14 protein-coding genes are annotated in these 19672 nt (G+C 34.5%); 5 read left to right on the top strand and 9 right to left on the bottom strand.

The annotated features are described in order from the left end of the window. The first annotated feature begins 6 nt into the window (after positions 1–6). Complete coding sequence (locus JM80_RS07465; protein ID WP_013620181.1) at positions 7–648, top strand: O-methyltransferase; 642 nt, start codon at positions 7–9, stop codon at positions 646–648. Here JM80_RS07465 and JM80_RS07460 read toward each other — a convergent pair. From JM80_RS07460 to JM80_RS07420, 9 genes are all read right to left on the bottom strand, one after another. Beyond that, positions 626–1186, bottom strand: a complete 561-nt coding sequence (locus tag JM80_RS07460) for a phosphatase PAP2 family protein (RefSeq protein ID WP_013620182.1) — start codon at positions 1184–1186, stop codon at positions 626–628. The genes JM80_RS07465 and JM80_RS07460 overlap by 23 nt on opposite strands. Positions 1187–1189: 3 nt before the next feature. After that, on the bottom strand, positions 1190–1471 hold the full coding sequence (locus JM80_RS07455; protein WP_034646275.1) for a twin-arginine translocase TatA/TatE family subunit: 282 nt from the start codon (positions 1469–1471) through the stop codon (positions 1190–1192). Positions 1472–1570: 99 nt separating this feature from the next. Then, positions 1571–3880 (bottom strand): M1 family metallopeptidase, encoded by a 2310-nt coding sequence (locus JM80_RS07450; protein WP_013620184.1) that lies wholly within the window; start codon positions 3878–3880, stop codon positions 1571–1573. Positions 3881–3939: 59 nt separating this feature from the next. After that, complete coding sequence (locus JM80_RS07445) at positions 3940–4440, bottom strand: DUF6702 family protein (RefSeq protein ID WP_255436706.1); 501 nt, start codon at positions 4438–4440, stop codon at positions 3940–3942. An 83-nt stretch (positions 4441–4523) separates the two neighbouring features. Beyond that, positions 4524–5282, bottom strand: a complete 759-nt coding sequence (locus tag JM80_RS07440) for a carboxypeptidase-like regulatory domain-containing protein (RefSeq protein ID WP_144709615.1) — start codon at positions 5280–5282, stop codon at positions 4524–4526. Continuing rightward, positions 5282–6019 carry a hypothetical protein gene (locus JM80_RS07435; RefSeq protein ID WP_144709614.1) on the bottom strand — a complete coding sequence of 246 codons (738 nt, stop codon included), beginning with the start codon at positions 6017–6019 and terminating at the stop codon, positions 5282–5284. The genes JM80_RS07440 and JM80_RS07435 overlap by 1 nt, the downstream gene beginning before the upstream one ends. A 7-nt stretch (positions 6020–6026) precedes the next feature. Continuing rightward, positions 6027–6746, bottom strand: coding sequence for a carboxypeptidase-like regulatory domain-containing protein (locus JM80_RS07430; RefSeq protein ID WP_144709613.1), 720 nt, complete (start codon positions 6744–6746; stop codon positions 6027–6029). 16 nt (positions 6747–6762) lie between these two features. After that, positions 6763–7530: a carboxypeptidase-like regulatory domain-containing protein gene (locus JM80_RS07425; protein ID WP_144709612.1), complete on the bottom strand. Its 768-nt coding sequence runs from the start codon at positions 7528–7530 to the stop codon at positions 6763–6765. 3 nt (positions 7531–7533) lie between these two features. Continuing rightward, on the bottom strand, positions 7534–8271 hold the full coding sequence (locus JM80_RS07420) for a hypothetical protein (protein WP_013620190.1): 738 nt from the start codon (positions 8269–8271) through the stop codon (positions 7534–7536). Between the two features lie 147 nt (positions 8272–8418). On the opposite strand from JM80_RS07420, the gene pepE reads away from it, so the two are divergent. The 4 genes from pepE to JM80_RS07400 all read left to right on the top strand — a co-directional run bounded on the left by pepE (position 8419) and on the right by JM80_RS07400 (position 19629). Then, complete coding sequence (gene pepE, locus JM80_RS07415; RefSeq protein WP_034646268.1) at positions 8419–9111, top strand: dipeptidase PepE; 693 nt, start codon at positions 8419–8421, stop codon at positions 9109–9111. A 129-nt stretch (positions 9112–9240) separates the two neighbouring features. Continuing rightward, positions 9241–12054, top strand: coding sequence for a hypothetical protein (locus tag JM80_RS07410; protein WP_144709611.1), 2814 nt, complete (start codon positions 9241–9243; stop codon positions 12052–12054). A 1-nt stretch (position 12055) separates the two neighbouring features. Beyond that, the gene (locus JM80_RS07405; RefSeq protein WP_144709610.1) at positions 12056–13213 is read left to right on the top strand and encodes a gliding motility-associated C-terminal domain-containing protein; all 1158 of its coding nucleotides are present in this window, start codon (positions 12056–12058) and stop codon (positions 13211–13213) included. A 368-nt stretch (positions 13214–13581) separates the two neighbouring features. Beyond that, positions 13582–19629 (top strand): hypothetical protein, encoded by a 6048-nt coding sequence (locus JM80_RS07400; protein ID WP_144709609.1) that lies wholly within the window; start codon positions 13582–13584, stop codon positions 19627–19629. Positions 19630–19672: the final 43 nt, after the last annotated feature.

The following is a 19672-nucleotide window of genomic DNA, read 5'->3' as shown; positions in this document are numbered from 1 at the left end:
TTTTTTATGCATTTTTTATCATCATTACTAGAAAACTACATTACTAACAACTCTGAAAATGAACCAACAGTTTTAACAGAGCTTACTAGAGAAACTCATTTAAAAGTTATACAACCAAGAATGCTAACAGGGCATTTTCAAGGACGTGTACTTAGTATGTTGTCTAAAATTATATCTCCAGAAAATATATTAGAAATTGGTACTTACACAGGGTACTCTGCTATTTGTTTGGCAGAAGGCTTGCGTAAAAATGGTAAATTACACACTATAGATGTTAATGAAGAACTAAGCCATATACAACAAAAGTATTTTGAAAAAAGTGGTTTTGCAGATAAGATTGATGCGCATATTGGCGATGCCTTAGATATTATACCAACACTAGAGGGTACTTTTGATTTGGTTTTTATTGATGCAGAAAAAAAGAGCTATCCTAAATATTTTGAAGCTGCACTAGCCAAAACAAGACCTGGTGGTATTATTTTGTCTGATAATGTATTGTGGTCTGGTAAGGTAGTAGAACCACTAAGTCCAAAAGATATAACTACAAAAATATTACTAGACTACAATAAAGGTTTAAAGGATGATCCAAGGGTAGAGACCGTTTTATTACCAATTAGAGACGGACTTACACTAAGTAGGGTTTTGTAAGTTTTTTACTTAGTTTATAAAGCAAATAAGCAGAAACTGTACCTACTAAAGCACCTACAGCAATATCTAAAGGATAATGTACACCAACATATATTCTGCTCATACAAAACAGTAAAGGCCATATATAAGCAAAATAAACCCACTTATACTTATCTCTTAATACCAATACCACTATAGTTGTTAACGAAAATGATGATGATGCGTGCCCAGAGAAAAAACTAAAACCGTGAGCTTTGGTTACTACACGTATAAGATTGCTTAAAGTAGTATCACTACTTGGCCTTAACCTACCTACAAAATCTTTAGTTAAGTTGGTTAACAACAATACAAATAAAAACACCAAAACTACGGTAGCAAAATCTACCAATGCTTGTTTTTTAGGGCGTTTGTAAAAAATTAGAATAAAAAATAGCAAGTATAATGGCACCCAGCTAGAAATATTGGTTACAAAGGACCAAAAAGAGTCATACTCTTCAATGCCAAGATTGTTTAGGTAAATAAAGATATCCCTATCCCATTGCAATAGTTTATCTAACATAAATTACTTTCTCTTAATAACGCCAGCAATATCTTCTACATCATCTTTTACCTTTGTAACACCATCTTTAATGTCTTTGGTAAAACTGGTATCTATACCTTGCTTTTCTGCGCTTTTAGTAATTTCTTGTTTAATATCTTCAGTAGCATCTTTAAGTTGACGCATACCTTTGCCTAAGCCCTTTGCAATGTCAGGAACTTTATCTGCGCCAAAGACCATCACTACAATAAACATAATGAAGAAAATTTCGCCTCCGCTAATAAATAAGATAAACGTTGAATACATATTACAAATATAATCAGAAGTTTTATTTGCACCATAAAAAAAGCCCCACATCTTGAATAATTAACAAGTGTGGAGCTTTCTATGTTTTTAGGACTGAAACTATTTCTTCAAATTCCCTTTAAATTTATCAAAACCAGACTTAGTTTCTTTAGCTGGCCAAGTATTGTTTGTTGTGTCTATATCTGCAGTTTCTGCTTTAGGATCTACAACTATACCTACTAGTTCTTTTTGAGAAGAAATTACTTTTTTAATTTCTTTGTCACTCATTCTCCAAACTTCTGCTGGGTAAGTAACATTTTCTTTAGAACCATCTGCGTATGTATACTCTACAATTAATGGCATTGGTATACCACCTGGCTTGTTAAAAGTAACCTCGTAAAAGAATTTTGGTTCTTTAACTGCTGCTCTTTCTGCTGGTGTTAAGTTATCCATCATATACTCTTTTAATGTAGTAGAAACATCAGATGGGTTTTTACCTTTTAAGCTAGCATCAAAATCTTCACTATCCATATCTGCTAAGAAAACCATTGGAGGCAAGTCACTCATTTTTAAGTTTCTTTGCTCCATAATATCTCTAATTTGCTTAGGTGGCTTGTTAGATACTTGGTATTTTTTAACTCCTTTAACTCCCATATCTACGTAATCTGTAGTATAGAACCAACCTCTCCAGTAGTAATCTAAATCTACTGCAGACGCATCTTCCATAGTACGGAAGAAATCTTCTGGTGTTGGGTGTTTAAACATCCAACGGTGAGAGTATGTTTTAAAAGCATGATCAAACAATTCTCTACCCATTACAGTTTCTCTTAAAATATTTAAGGCTGTAGCTGGTTTACCGTAAGCGTTTGCTCCTAATTGGTACACGTTTTCTGGGTTAGACATTATTGGAGCCATAAAGTTTTGGTCTCCTGCCATATAAGGTACAATTTTAGATGGCTCACCTCTTCTAGATGGGTATTTAGCATTTGGTGCAATAGCTTCTGGGTATGCTTCTCCAAACTCTTGCTCTGCCATATACTGCATAAAAGTATCTAAACCTTCATCCATCCAACCCCACTGACGCTCATCTGAGTTTACAATCATAGGGAAAAAGTTGTGACCAACTTCATGAATAATAACACTAATCATTCCGTATTTTGTACGGTCTGAGTATTCTCCTTTTTCATTTGGTCTTCCGTAGTTCCAGCAAATCATTGGGTATTCCATACCTTGTTGTTTTGCATGTACAGATATTGCCTTAGGGTAAGGATAATCAAAAGTATGATTAGAGTAAGAACGTAAAGTATGCGCTACTGCTTTAGTAGAGTACTCTTCCCATAATGGGTTACCTTCTTTAGGGTATAAAGAAACTGCCATTGCTGTTTTACCACTTGGCAATTTAACATTTTGCATATCCCAAATAAATTTACGAGATGTTGCAAAACCGTAATCTCTAACGTTTTTAGCTACAAACTTCCATGTTTTTTTATCTTTAGAAAAACCTTTTTCTGCAGCTTCCGCTTCTTTTTGTGTTACAATAACTACTGGCTTATCAAAAGATTTTTTAGCCTTATCATAACGCTTCATCATTTCTTTAGAGAAAACCTCTTTTCTGTTTTGTAACACTCCTGTAGCATCTAAAACATGATCTGCAGGTACGGTAATGTTTACTTCGTAATCACCAAAAGGAAGTGCAAATTCTCCACTACCCCAAAATTGGTGGTTTTGCCATCCTTCTACATCATTATAAACAGCCATTCTTGGGAAAAACTGTGCTATAACATATGCTCTGTTTCCATCTTTTTCAAAAAACTCATAACCAGATCTAGCTCTGCTTACTGTATGGTCTGGTATATTGTACCACCATTTAATAGAAAAAGAAACCTCACTTTTACTTTTTAATGGTGTAGGTAAGTCTACACGCATCATAGTTTGGTTAATTGTATATGGTAAATCTTTACCATTTGCATCTTTTACATGCTGAATTTTAAATCCACCATCAAATTCTGCACCTTTCATATGAGATCCGGCAAATTGCCCGACTGGCATTGCTCCTTGTAAAGCAGAACTGTTTCTTAAGGCTGATTTATTTCCTTTTTCACGTACGTTCTGGTCTAACTGAACCCATAAAAATTCTAAATCGTCTGGTGAGTTGTTTACGTAAGTAATAGTTTCCTCACCGTATATTTTTGCGTTTTTATCATCCAACTCAATATCCATTTTGTAGTTGGCTTGTTGCTGGTAATAATCTGGCCCTGGTGCTCCTGAAGCAGATCTGTACGTGTTTGGAGTTGAGAACTCCTGGTACATTTGTCTAAATTTACTTTGGTTGGTGTGGCCAGCTTGTTTTTCTGTTTGTTCTTGTGCTTGTACCATTACAGTGGCAAACAAAAATAGAACAGCAGCTAAATAGTAGTTAATTTTGTTCATTTTCTATTGTTTTAAGTAGGCGAAAATTAACACTTTTTTAGCGATTTGTTAAAGCAGTTCTAAAACTTTAACATTCCTTTATTATTTACACGGGTTAACACTACACTTTTTTTATTTTTTAAGAATTTAAGATGCACAATATTCTTTTGTTCTTCATAAATATCTGTTAGCACTGTACTCTCTACTTCTACCGTTTTTAAATCTTTATCATATATGTTCTGCACTTCTAAATAAAGTACCATATTGTCTGTATCATACTCTTTACCCAAATATGTAATTTCTACTTCTTCTCCGTTTACGTAAATATGAAACTTTTGTTTTACATATTTTTTAATGTAATCTTCTGCTAAGGGATTCTCTTTTTTAGTTGCCAAGTTAGATTTTATACCATAACGTTGTTTTAAAAGCTCATCAAAATCATCTATGAATACTCTAGACGTAATTTGCAAAGTATGCTCTTTATCAGAATATTTTACACTAGTTACACTCACATAATATTTATGTATGGCAACAAAAGCAAAAAGGGGTAACAACAATAATAAAAATCTTTTTTTAAGCATAATATGTAATTTACAATTACCAAAAGTAAGCAATTGGCGTGCCAAATATATAGTGTAGTTATTTATTTTATAGGGTTATGTTTTTATTTTTTTGATCTAAATTCTACGCTCATTTTACGTAAGTAAGCCCAAATTTTTAACTGGTCTTTGGTATTTATTACAGCCTGAAAATCATCTTTAAACTCACAGTACCACATAAACAAGTCTATCTTATCCTTTTCTATCTTTAATTCATTTACAAATAAAGAGTCGGCATAATATCTTTTAACGCGCATAGTTTTCTGGTATCTATGGTTACGCTCTACTCTTTTCTTTAATAATTTGGTTTGTCCATTTATTGCATTTATTAACGATAAAATTGGTCCGCCAGACATTGATGAGTACAGTGCACGTTCATCTGAAGATAGTATTTTTACATTTTGATTAGGTAAACCAAGTGTTCTGCCAGTAACTACTGGTTTTAAAGGTAAATTATTTAAATCTGTAGATAAGTCTCCAGACAAGTTAAAAGGCTTTACTACAACTTCATTTAAGGTTGTTACAGACTCGTATAAAGGCACTATATAGTTGTTAGTTTTTAACATAGTTTCTGTAACAACTACAACTTTATTTGTAAACTGAACTGCAGAAAACTCTAAGGTATCTTTTACACGAACTGGAATAGAAAAATAGCCATTTAAATTGGTTATTGTTCCTTTTTCTGTAGTTCTGTTTAATACATACACACCAACAACTTCTTCTGTAGTACTAGTTACAGTACCTTTTAAGTCTACCCGCTTTTGCTGTGCCACAGTAGTAAAAGTGATAAAAACTAAAATACTAAAAAGTAATAATTTACTCATTACTCATCATTTAACACTAAAAATGTTTTACTTTTCATTTTAAAAAAAGCCTTTATAATTATTTCACTAGTTTGCTTAGAAAAGGCATCAAAATCTTCATCTTGCTCACAATACAACACAAACTCTTGTACTCTATGCTCTGGTATTTTTAGTTCTTTAACAAAAGTAGAATCTAAGTAGTTTTTATATAGAAATTGACCTGCTTTATAGCGTTTGTTACGCATTGCTCTTGCTTTGTACTTGGCTGTATTACCTAACAAATAGTTTAAAATAGGATCTATACTAAAAACAGTATCACTTGGAGACCAATTTGTTGCTGTATCATACGCCCTTTCATCAATATCTAAAAGTTTTACATCTGCCCCTGGCAACCCTAATTTTTTAGCTGTAATTAATGTTCTATTATCTAAAATAACCTCATCTAACTCTTCTAAGGTTTCATCTAAATTAATGATGAAGGTATTGTAGTCTAATATTTTTTTTGTGATGATAATTTCTCTGTTTTTAAACTGTACTGCAGAAATAAACAATGTATCATGCAAACTAACTGGCACAGAAAAATCTCCGTTTGGGTTGGTAATAGTAGCCTTTTTTTTAGACCTGTTTAACACATACACTCCAACAACTTCTTGTTTACTGCTTACTACACGACCTTTTAATGTTTCAACTTTTTTGTTTTGTGCTATGTTTATTTGACTTAGCATAATAAAAAACAATAATAGTTGAAAACGTGTCATATCTACCTTATTTAAATTTTAAAAACAATTCGCTTTTTTGCCTTAAAAAATCCCAAACAACAAGCTCATTTTTATTCTCTGTTATTCCTTTAAATCTTGGGTCGTACTCGCAATACAACATAAACTCCTCTATTCTGCTTGCAGGTATTTTTAAATTTTTAGAAAAAATAGAGTCTACAAACCTAGTCCTAAGCTCTTTACTACGCGCGTACATATCATCTCTTTTAATACGGTCTTTCAACATTTTTGTACGTCCGCTTAAAAAGTTTAATAACGAATCTAGGCTTAAGTAATTATCTCCGTTATTAGCCGCAAACAATTCTCTTTTTGCCAATGGCAAAACTTCTACATCTGCATTAGGCAAGCCCAAACTTTTGGCTGTTATTAAAGTTCTATTATCTAAAACAACTTCATTTAACTCCTCTAAGGTTTCATCTAAGTTTACCAAAAAGGATTTATAATCTAGTATTTTTTGAGTAATAACAATCTTTTTATTTTTAAACTGAACGGCAGAAAACATTATAGTATCTTTTAAACTAACCGGAATAGAAAAATTTCCGGTTTTGGATGTAATTGTTCCCTTATTGGTTGTTTTGTTTAGCACATAAACCCCAACTACATCTTGTGTATTACTTACAATACGCCCTTTTAATGTTTCTATTTTTGTTTGTGCGCTTGTGTTTTGCGCCGCAACAAGTAAAAGCAATAAAGTGCATATGTATTTCATAAATATATAGGGTAAGTTATTTATTATCTTGTTTAGCTATTTTAAGCTCTTTATCTTCTTTTAAAAAAGCAATGCTTTTGCGTGTTAAAAAGTCCCAAATAATAAAACTATTTTTTTCTTTTGCAATAGAGTTAAACTCACTGTCATACTCACAATACAGCATAAACTCTTCTATACGGTTTTTAGGAATATTAAGGTCTTTTACAAAAACAGAATCTGCGTAAGAGTTTCGCATTTGCTGACTTTCTAAGTATTTCCTATCTCTTGCCACACGCTTTTTTAGCATTTTAGTGCGCCCGCTAATTGCATTTAGCAACTTATTTACGTTAACACTTAATCCTCCAAACATTGGTCCGTGATCTGCATCATGTAGTAAACGCTCGCTCTGTGTTAACACTACAGCATCTGCATTTGGCAAACCTAAACTTTTGGCAGTTACAAAGGTTCTGTTATCTAAAACAACCTCATTTAACTCTTCTAAAGTTTCCTCTAAATAAACAATGTTATTTTTTTTTGCCAATATAGCTTTAGTAACTATAAGTTGTTTCTTTTTAAACTGTACTGCAGAAAATAATAACGTATCTTTTTCCTTAGCTGGCATTACAAAATAACCATTAGCATTAGTTATAGTTGCTTGCCCGCTAGTGGTATTTATAACATAAACACCATTAACCTCTTGAGTATTACTTACAACTGCACCTTTAACAGACTTGTAATAGACTTGTTGTGCATTTGCGTAAAAACATACACTTAAAAAGCTTAAAAAAAGTATATATCTCCTCAAACTTTATAGCTTTTTATATTCTTTGCTATGGGTAACTAAAAAATCTATAAGCTGAAATTCATTTGACTTTTTAAGCAATGTTTGTGATGGTATTTTGTCATCACAATACTGTAAAAAATTATCTATTTTATCTTGTGGTATTCCTAAATCTTTAACAAAAAAATCATCTTCATAAACCTGTCTTAATACTCTACTAAGCTTAATTTCTGGCACCTTAGCATTAGGATCTTTTTTCTTTTTAGACTTAGTTAATGCCTTAAAAATATTTACAAAATTTATACCATTTTCCATACCACGTTCTATTTGAGACTGTGCTATGTTAGTAACAGTTGTTGTACGGTCTATTTCGTATTCTACTTCTTTAAATTCTTCGTTTTTAAGCTCTACAAACTTTTCTTGATCTTCAGGACTAACCACAACCTCATCTAACTCTGTAACTTTTTCATTTACATCTACTACTAATCTGTTTTTCTTTAAAATATCTTCAGTAATAAAAACAATTTTTATTTGGTAATTAAAAGATGTAAACACCAATTGGTCTCCTATTTTCACATTAATTTCAAAGTCCCCATCTTTATCTGTTAATGTTGCATCTTCTGCAGTTACATTAATAACATCTAAGTTAGGTACATTTATATCTCTATAAATTACGGTTCCGCGTAAAAGTGTTCTATCATTTTCTTGGGCAAATAAAGACACTGTGGTAAGTAATAAAAAAAGTGCTAGTAAATTGTTTTTCATAAAGGTTAGTTTTAAGCCCCAGAAAATAGTTTTCTAAGTTTCTTTTAAATATAATGAAATGCAATTTACATTCAAAAAAAATAGAGTACCATTAAACTTTTGTTAATTTGTACCCAGAAAACTAAAAAACTGAAAAGAGTATACTGTATGAAAAATCTATTATTAGCAAGCACATCTACCTTATTTGGAGAGAATTACTTGGAGTACCTGTTAGATGATGTTGCTTTATTTTTTAAAGATGTAGATACCATAACATTTATACCTTTTGCACGGCCTGGTGGTATTAGCCATGACAATTACACTGCTATTGCTGCAAAAGCATTTGCAAAAATTGATAAAAAAATAGTAGGCTTACATACGTACCCAACTGCACAAGAAGGTATAAACCAGTCCCAAGCTTTTTTCTGTGGTGGCGGCAATACTTTTTTACTTGTGCAGCAATTGTATGCACAAAATGCTATGCAACACTTACAAGAGCATATTACCAACGGAAAACCTTATATGGGCACAAGTGCTGGCAGTAACATTGCAGGTGTTAGTATGCATACTACTAATGATATGCCCATTGTTTACCCTCCTAGTTTTGCAACAATGCAACTGGTTCCTTTTAACATAAATGCACATTATTTAGATCCGGACCCTAATAGCAAACACAACGGTGAAACTAGAGAAACACGCTTAAAAGAGTTTCACGTATTTAATACCACACCAGTAGTTGGACTAAGAGAAGGTAGTTTTTTATTAGTTAACAACAACACTATTAGCCTAAAAGGTAAACATACCGCTCGTATTTTTGAACCACAAAAAGCTCCTTACGAGAGTAAAACAATTCAATTTTAAACATTAAGTATTACATAGATGTCATTTATAGGACAAAAATTGTCTTTTAACCACTGTTTTAGGTGGTAACACATCTTTAATATATTTTTGTTTGTAATGCATAATTGCATATTATAACACCCCTACTATATGAAAAAATTAATTTTTGGATTATTTTTAAGTACCTGCCTATTTACTAGCATACAAGCACAAGTAAAAATTGGCGAAAATCCTGAAAACCTTCATTTTAACTCGGTTTTAGAACTAGAGAGCACAAGTAAAGCTTTAGTTATTACAAGGATGTCTACCCTACAAATGAATGCTATAACACCACTAAACGGTGCTGTTATTTACAATACAGACACTAGGTGTTTGCACTATTATAATGATACCGAATGGATAAACTTATGTGAAGCAGAAAATGCTGGCAATATTAATTTGGCAGATAATGGTGATAATACCTACACCTTTACAAATGCTGCTGGTAACGATATTACGTTTGAAACCCCTGCTTTTACAAGCAACCATACAGGTTCTGGTGGTGTAGGTTTTTCTAGTGGTATAAAAATAACAGACGATGGCAATACGGTTAATATAGAAGTAGACCAAATACACGGTAACTCTATATTAAACAAAACAATTGGCAGAACTAAAATTGCAGATGATGCTATTGGTGTAGATGAGTTAGGAGACACTAGTGTAAATACAAATAATCTTATAGACGAGTCGGTTACACCCGTAAAAATACAACCTAGTGCAACACCAAACCAAGTTTTAAAAACAAACGCAACAGGTACCAATGTAGAATGGGGAACTTTAGACGCTACTAACATTGCAGGGCAAGATTTAACTGTTGATGCTTCTTTAGAATTTACGGGTAGTACAACTGGTGTTGGGGCACTTTTAGAAACTGTTGGCATTTCTGTTGCTGATGGAGGAATTACGAATGCTAAATTAGCTGCAGATGCAGTTTCTACAGACAAAATAGCAGATGCAAATGTTACTACTGTTAAAATTGCCGCAGATGCCATTGAAAATACAAAACTAGCGGATGATGCTGTACAAACTGAAAATATTTTAGATGGTACAATAACAACATTAGATATTGCTGATGATGCAGTAACGGCTGTAAAAATAAATACAGATGTTGCTGGTTCTGGAATAACTAAAAATATAGCTACTGGTGCTTTAGATGTAGATGTTGCTGCATTAACTGGAGATGGTAACATTACGTCTACCGATTTAAATGTTACAGGTGGTGCAAATGCAGCTTTAAATGACGTTACTTTAGAGATTAACCCAAGTGCTGTTGGTGCAAACGAACTTGCTGATGATGCAGTAACAACAGTAAAAATAGTAGATGCAAATGTTACTACTGTTAAGATTGAAGATGATGCTATTGAAAATACTAAACTAGCGGATGATGCTGTACAAACAGAAAATATTTTAGATGGCACAATAGCAACACTAGATATTGCTAATGATGCAGTAACTGCTATAAAAATAAATGCAGATGTTGCCGGTTCTGGATTAACTAAAAATATAACTACTGGTGCTTTAGATGTAGATGTAACTGCCTTAACGGGTGATGGTAACATTACTTCTACAGACTTAAATGTTACAGGTGGTACAAATGCAGCTTTAAATGACGTTACTTTAGAGATTAACCCAAGTGCTGTTGGCGCAAACGAACTTGCTGATGGTGCAGTAACAACTACCAAAATAGTAGATGCAAATGTTACACTAACTAAATTAGCAAATGGTACTGCCGTAGGACAATTAATTCAATGGGATGGCACAAATTGGGTTTTAGTTGATGCTGCTGCCTTAACTACTGCAGAAGCAGATGGTACAATTGGTAACGAAGTTACTGGCCCAACAGATGGCACACTTGCTGTTTCTGGTACAGGAACTGTTGCAGATCCATTAACACTAGATGTTAGTGCAGGCGGAATTGATACAGCAGAGCTGGCTGACAATGCCGTAACAACAGTAAAAATAGCTGACACAAATGTTACTAGAGACAAAATTGCAAACGCAGCAATTGATGATAATAAATTAGACAAAGCAAATATTTCTTTATCAGGCTTTGCTGTTCCAACGGGCGACTTATCTATAGGCTCACAAAAACTAACCAACGTTTCAGATCCTACTGATGCACAAGATGCAGCAACAAAGTTTTATGTAGATACTGAAATTTCAGATGCAGCTGCAGCAGGAGCTACGGCTTTAGCTTTAAAAGAAGATACTGCTAATAAATCTCCAAACGTAAATTTAGGAACTTCTGATGATGCTTTCCCAACACAAAATGCGGTTAAAACATATGTAGATACCGAAGTTTCTGGATTAGGAAATTTAGAAACAAGAAATTTATCACAAACAGACGCACTTAGAACATACGACTTAAATGGTAATGATTTTGCCTTCACTGGAAGTGGAAATGTTGGCATTGGAACTAGTTCGCCAACTAGTAAATTACAAGTATCAGGAGAAATAAGATCTGAAAGTTTTGCTTCTTCACAAGGTACAGTTGGCCAACCAGCATATAGCTTCTATACAGGAGATGACACCAATACAGGTATGTATAGACCTGCGGCCGATGAAATTGGCTTTTCTGTTGGAGGTACACAAGCTCTTAAAATTGAAGAAGATTCAGGTGATACAAACGTTACTGTAAACGGTGCTTTTTCAACACGAATTAGAAATATTGATACAGGTACAACAGCTGTTCTTGAGGTTGATGAACACACAGTTATTTTATCAGGAACTGTAATGAATGTTAATTTTCCTGCATCTGCAAGTTTAGGTCAAGTATTAATTCTGAAAAACTTAACAGGTAGCAATATTGATATTAATGGAACTGACTCTTACATTCCTTCTGCTAGTTTAACTTCAATATCATCTCTACCTGTAGGCGTAACTCAATTACAGTTTGACGGTACTAACTGGCAACAAATAAACTAGTATGAAAAACTTACTTTACATATTTTTATGTTGTAGTTCTGTTGCCGTAGCACAAAATGCTATGTACAACAACGGTAGTATACGCATACACGATACTGGTACACTTGGGTTGCACACCAACCTAATTAACAACGCTCCTTTTGAGGATAATTTAGGTACACTTGGTTTTTATGGTCAAGTAACAACTAGTGTTACTGGCGCGTTTATTCCTGTTTTTTATGATGTAGAAATGTACAAGCCTTTTAGTGCTGCTATTTTAGAGACTTCTATTACTGCTACTAATGCTTTAAATTTAGTAGATGGCGACTTTGTTACCTACCGTAACAACCCATTAGAAAACTTAAAACTTACTCAAAATGCATTTACGGTTGGCGAGTCCAACCTATCTAAAGTAGATGGGTATATGCTAGTAGAACAAAAACAAAATTTCTTTTTTACCGTAGGTGATTCTGGTTACATTAGACCTTTAACATTACAGTCTCAAAGCGAAAATGTCACCGCCAAATGTGCTTACTTTTTTGAAGATCCAAATTTGCCATCAACCTTTACAACTAGTTTTAACACCAATAGCAAAGAAAAAGAAGTTAGAGCCGTGAGTACTACAGAGTTTTGGGATGTAGATAGTAGCCTACCATCTACCGTTAGTATCTCATGGAACAACCGTAGCAATATTGCAAACCTAGTAGATGAGTATTATCAAGTAGGTATTGCCGGTTGGCACAGAACTCAAAAAAGATGGGTTAATTTAGGTAGTGTAGATCCTATTGGAGACCTTAACCAAGGTGCAGTTACATCTGAAACCTTTGTACCTAATGATTATGAAGTTATTACATTGGCTAAAATGGCTGTTGCAACAGAATTATTAGATTTAGATAATTACTACGTAAGTCCTAATGGAGATGGTATAAATGACAATCTTGTAATACCAGAGCTAGAAGAATCTCCAAACAATCGTCTTCGTATTTACGACAGAAACGGACTTAAGGTATTTGAAAAAGACAATTACAACGGCGAGTTTAATGGTTACAGCAATACAAACAATACTATTTACCAAAGAAATGCAGGCTTACCTAGTGGCATATATTTTTACTTGGTCTTTTTAGATGATCTTCAACTAGAATACCAAGGCTTTTTATACCTCACAGACACAGGCAATTAAAAATTTAAGTTAACAAATCATTACTATTTATTACATAAAACAGATCCTTAAGGGTCTGTTTTTTTGTTTTACAATTTTCGCTAACCTAACAATATCAACTGGTTACAGAGAAATAGAGCCACAATTCAAAATAAAATAGTAAGAAAATAAGTCTATTAAAATACGTAAAAACCACACTTTTTATTGTATTTTTATAATAAAACCAAACTTAACTCTACAAAAGATAAGGTCTTAAAACAGTTACAGGTGTACCCAACCATATATCTATAAGTAGCTGTCACGCATACAATAAAGGTTGTTTTACAACAAACTTTACCTTTCAAGTATTTAATTTTTTAATTTACAACTGTTAACTATTACATATACTTATGAAAATCAACAAATTATTATTAATCAGTTTTTTTGCTTTAGCTCAATACTCTTTTGGGCAAGTAAAAATAGGTAATGATATAAATACTATTCACTCCTCCTCCATACTAGAGTTAGAAAGTACAGACAAAGTATTAATATTAACTAGGGTTACTAATGCTCAAATGGCAGCTATTACACCTTTAACTGGGGCTATGGTTTACAACACAGATGAAAATTGTATGTTTCAATACAACGGAATTCTATGGCAATCTTTATGTGACACTAGTTCTTTTAATGAAACAAATACTGTTATTTTTGATAATAACGATGGTACGTTTTCCTACACAAATGAAAATAACGTTACGGTAACCATTACAAAATCTCAATTAACGGATAACGGAGACGGAACTTTTAGCTACGCTAATGGCAATGGTACTCCAGTAAATTTTACAGGAACTGATAGCCAGGCTATTAGCACAGATGGAACATCTGGTAATCTAACTTTAGAAAATGGTGGCTCTGTAGTTTTAAATGTTGATGACGCGGATGCGGATGCCTCTAACGAAATAAACACAGGATTTACTTTAAACGGTACTGCTTTAGAAATTACAGATGCAGACGGTACATTGTCTCAAGATTTAGACGGAACCTTTGTTACGGAAACCGAATTAACAGCTAACAATACGGCAACTACAAACGCTATTGCTGCAGTACAAACTGATGTAGACACTAACGAAACTGCGGCAACTAACGCAATTGCTGCGGTACAGACTGATGTTGACGCAAACGAAACAGCAGCCACTAACGCTATTACAGCTTTACAAAATGATAAAGAAGATGCTGCTAATAAATCTACCAACGTAGCTTTAGGAACTTCTGATGATGCTTTTCCTACTCAAAATGCTGTTAAAACTTATGTAGATGCACAAATCACAGCTTCTAATTCTGCTGATGGCGATACGGATGCTACTAACGAAATAAACACAGGATTTACTTTAAACGGTACTGCTTTAGAAATTACAGATGCAGACGGTACATTGTCGCAAGATTTAGACGGAACCTTTGTTACTGAAACCGAATTAACAGCTAACAATACGGCAACTACAAACGCTATTAATGCAGTACAAGCAGATGTTGATGCCAACGAAACAGCAGCCACTAACGCTATTACAGCTTTACAAAATGATAAAGAAGATGCTGCTAATAAATCTACCAACGTAGCTTTAGGAACTTCTGATGATGCTTTTCCTACTCAAAATGCTGTTAAAACTTATGTAGATGCACAAATTACAGCTTCTAATTCTGCTGATGGCGATACAGATGCTACTAACGAAATAAACACAGGATTTACTTTAAACGGTACTGCTTTAGAAATTACAGATGCAGACGGAACATTATCGCAAGATTTAGACGGAACCTTTGTTACGGAAACCGAATTAACAGCTAACAATACGGCAACTACAAACGCTATTAATGCAGTACAAACTGATGTAGACACTAACGAAGCTGATGCAGACGCTGCTATAGCTCTAAAAGAAGATGCTGCTAATAAGTCGGACGATGTAAATTTAGCTGATGCTACAAATACAAAATTCCCTACTGAACTGGCTGTTAAAACTTATGTAGATGAACAAATCACAGCTTCTAATTCTGCTGATGGCGATACGGATGCTACTAACGAAATAAACACAGGATTTACTTTAAACGGTACTGCTTTAGAAATTACAGATGCAGACGGAACATTATCGCAAGATTTAGACGGAACTTTTGTTACGGAAACCGAATTAACAGCTAACAATACAGCAACTACAAACGCTATTAATGCAGTACAAGCAGATGTTGATGCCAACGAAACTGCGGCAACTAACGCTATTACAGCTTTACAAAATGATAAAGAAGATGCTGCTAATAAGTCTACCAACGTAGCTTTAGGAACTTCTGATGATGCTTTCCCTACTCAAAATGCTGTTAAAACTTATGTAGATGCACAAGTTGCGGCTTCTACTCAAGTTATTGTTAGTGCAGACGCTAATAATGATGTTACAGCTGGGGCTGATGGTGGCGCTTTTTATGACGATGCTACTTTGCAAACTAATATTGCTAATAATGCTACTGCAATAACTACAGAAACTACAAGAGCTACAAATGCAGAAAATGCTATTCAGGCTGATGTTAATGCCAACGAAACTGCGGCAACTAATGCAATTGCTGCTGTGCAAACTGATGTTGACACTAACGAAGCTGATGCAGACGCTGCTATAGCTCTAAAAGAAGATGCTGCTAATAAATCTACCAACGTAGCTTTAGGAACTTCTGATGATGCTTTCCCTACTCAAAATGCTGTTAAAACTTATGTAGATGCACAAGTTGCGGCTTCTACTCAAGTTATTGTTAGTGCAGACGCTAATAATGATGTTACAGCTGGGGCTGATGGTGGTGCTTTTTATGACGATGCTACTTTGCAAACTAATATTGCTAATAACGCTACTGCTATAACTACAGAAACCACAAGAGCTACAAATGCAGAAAATGCTATTCAGGCTGATGTTGATGCTAATGAAACTGCTGCAACTAATGCAATTGCTGCGGTACAAGCAGATGTTGACGCTAATGAAACTGCAGCTAATGACGCTATCGACCTTAAAGAAGATGCTGCCAATAAATCTGATGCAATTGATTTAGGCAACACATCTCCTTCTTCTACTTTATTCCCTACTCAAAATGCAGTTAAAACATATGTAGATGCACAAGCGAATGGCAATATAACCTCAACAGATATTGATGTTACAGGTGGCACTAATGCTGCATTTGAAAATGTGAGCCTTAGTATTGCAGATAATGCTATAATAGCAAGTAAAATTGCTGATGATAATGTTACTTTAGATAAGTTAGCTAACGGAACTAGTAATGGCCAAATAATGAGATGGAACGGAACTAATTGGATATTAGATAATGAAACGGTATCCAAATTAGAGAGTCCAGCCGGCTCTGAAAACAGCTTAGTTTTTACAGATGAAATTAATGGAGTAACAACAATACCTAATATTGTAAGAAGTGTAAATGGTGTAAATCCTGCTGCAAATGGAAATGTAGCCGTTGTACTATCTAGTGTTTCAACTGGACTTGAATCTGCCAGACCAGTAACTGGAGTAGACTCTGACATTTACATTGTATCTGGTGAAGTAGCCCCTAATACAGACAGAAATGGTGTTGCTTTTATATATGATGATCCAACCGGATGGCAAGAGGTAACCACAGATTTATCTACTAATGATGCTCGGTATGTAAATATTATTGGTGATGCTATGACAGGTCCTTTAACAATGGGCGGTAATGCCGTAACCTCAATAGCAAATCCTGTAAACCCACAAGATGCTACCTCTAAAAGTTATGTAGATGCTCAAATAATTGCTTCTACTCAAGTTATTGTAAGCACAGATGCCAACAATGATATTACTACTGGGGCTGATGGTGGTGCTTTTTATGACGATGCTACTTTACAAACTAATATTGCTAATAACGCTACCGCAATAAATACAGAAACTACAAGAGCTACTAATGCAGAAAATGCTATTCAGGCTGATGTTGATGCTAATGAAATTGCTGCAACTAATGCTATAGACCTTAAAGAAGATGCAGCTAACAAGTCTACCAACGTAGCTTTAGGAACTTCTGATGATGCTTTCCCTACTCAAAATGCTGTTAAAACTTATGTAGATGCACAAGTTGCGGCTTCTACTCAAGTTATTGTTAGTGCAGACGCTAATAATGATGTTACAGCTGGAGCTGATGGTGGTGCTTTTTATGACGATGCTACTTTGCAAACTAATATTGCTAATAATGCTACTGCAATAACTACAGAAACTACAAGAGCTACAAATGCAGAAAATGCTATTCAGGCTGATGTTGATGCTAATGAAACTGCGGCAACTAACGCAATTGCTACGGTACAAACTGATGTTGACACTAACGAAGCTGATGCAGACGCTGCTATAGCTTTAAAAGAAGATGCTGCCAACAAGTCTACCAACGTAGCTTTAGGAACTTCTGATGATGCTTTCCCTACTCAAAATGCTGTTAAAACTTATGTAGATACCCAAGTTGCAGCTTCTACTCAAGTTATTGTTAGTGCAGACGCTAATAATGATGTTACAGCTGGGGCTGATGGTGGTGCTTTTTATGACGATGCTACTTTGCAAACTAATATTGCTAATAACGCTACTGCTATAACTACTGAAACCACAAGAGCTACAAATGCAGAAAATGCTATTCAGGCTGATGTTGATGCCAACGAAACTGCTGCAACTAATGCAATTGCTGCGGTACAAGCAGATGTTGACGCTAATGAAACTGCAGCTAATGACGCTATCGACCTTAAAGAAGATGCCGCTAACAAGTCTACCAACATAGCTTTAGGAACTTCTGATGATGCTTTTCCTACTCAAAATGCTGTTAAAACTTATGTAGATGCACAAATTACAGCTTCTAATTCTGCTGATGGCGATACGGATGCTACTAACGAAATAAACACAGGATTTACTTTAAACGGTACTGCTTTAGAAATTACAGATGCAGACGGTACATTGTCTCAAGATTTAGACGGAACTTTTGTTACGGAAACCGAATTAACAGCTAACAATACGGCTACTACAAACGCTATTAATGCAGTACAAGCAGATGTTGATGCCAACGAAACTGCTGCAACTAACGCAATTGCTGCGGTACAAACTGATGTTGACGCTAACGAAACAGCAGCCACTAACGCTATTACAGCTTTACAAAATGATAAAGAAGATGCTGCTAATAAATCTACCAACGTAGCTTTAGGAACTTCTGATGATGCTTTCCCTACTCAAAATGCTGTTAAAACTTATGTAGATGCACAAATTACAGCTTCTAATTCTGCTGATGGTGATACGGATGCTACTAACGAAATAAACACAGGATTTACTTTAAACGGTACTGCTTTAGAAATTACGGATGCAGACGGAACATTGTCACAAGATTTAGACGGAACTTTTGTTACAGAAACTGAATTAACAGCTAACAATACAGCAACTACAAACGCTATTGCTGCAGTACAAACTGATGTTGACGCTAACGAAGCTGATGCAGACGCTGCTATAGCTCTAAAAGAAGATGCTGCTAATAAATCTACCAACGTAGCTTTAGGAACTTCTGATGATGCTTTTCCTACTCAAAATGCTGTTAAAACTTATGTAGATGCACAGATCACAGCTTCTAATTCTGCTGATGGCGATACGGATGCTACTAACGAAATAAACACAGGATTTACTTTAAACGGTACTGCTTTAGAAATTACAGATGCAGACGGAACATTATCGCAAGATTTAGACGGAACTTTTGTTACAGAAACTGAATTAACAGCTAACAATATAGCAACTACAAACGCTATTGCTGCGGTACAAACTGATGTAGACACTAACGAAGCTGATGCAGACGCTGCTATAGCTTTAAAAGAAGATTTAACAAACAAATCTGATGCTACAGACTTAGGAGATACAACACCATCTTCCTCTTTATATCCTACTCAAAATGCAGTAAAGACTTATGTAGATACTCAAATTAGTGGAATAATAGGCGGAAGTGTTACAAATCTAAGTCAGGATGATACCTCTGGTGTTATTAGCTATGTAAACGAATCTGCAATAACACAAACAGCTGAAGTTATTTCTACAGATACTAATAATGATATTACTCCTGGAACTGATGGTGGTGCTTTTTACAATAGTATGGTAAAAGCTATAGGAAAAGTAAATGCACTTGGTGTAGTACTAAAAGGTACAACTGGTGTTACTGTTGTTAAACAAGTTGGAGTTGGACATTACCGAGTAAACTTACCTGCTGGAACGGTTTCTGATGCTAACTACATTATTCAATTGAGTCAGCCAGGAAGAGCTGGTGTAGGTAATGATGACCCTGGAATTTCTTATAGCAATCAAACAGCTACAGGTTTTGATGTTATTATAGGTGATAACGATAATGGAGGTTCAGATAGAGCAAGGTTTGACTCTGAATTTATGTTTGTAATTCTAGACTTATAAAAATAACTAAAAGGTAAAATATAAAGACAATCAAAATAAAGTT

Origin of the sequence: Cellulophaga sp. RHA_52 (assembly GCF_007827205.1) — a bacterium.
Taxonomy (GTDB): Bacteria; Bacteroidota; Bacteroidia; order Flavobacteriales; family Flavobacteriaceae; genus Cellulophaga; species Cellulophaga lytica.
The sequence above is the reverse complement of the archived record's forward strand: the minus strand, read 5'-3'. Positions and strand labels throughout refer to the sequence as shown.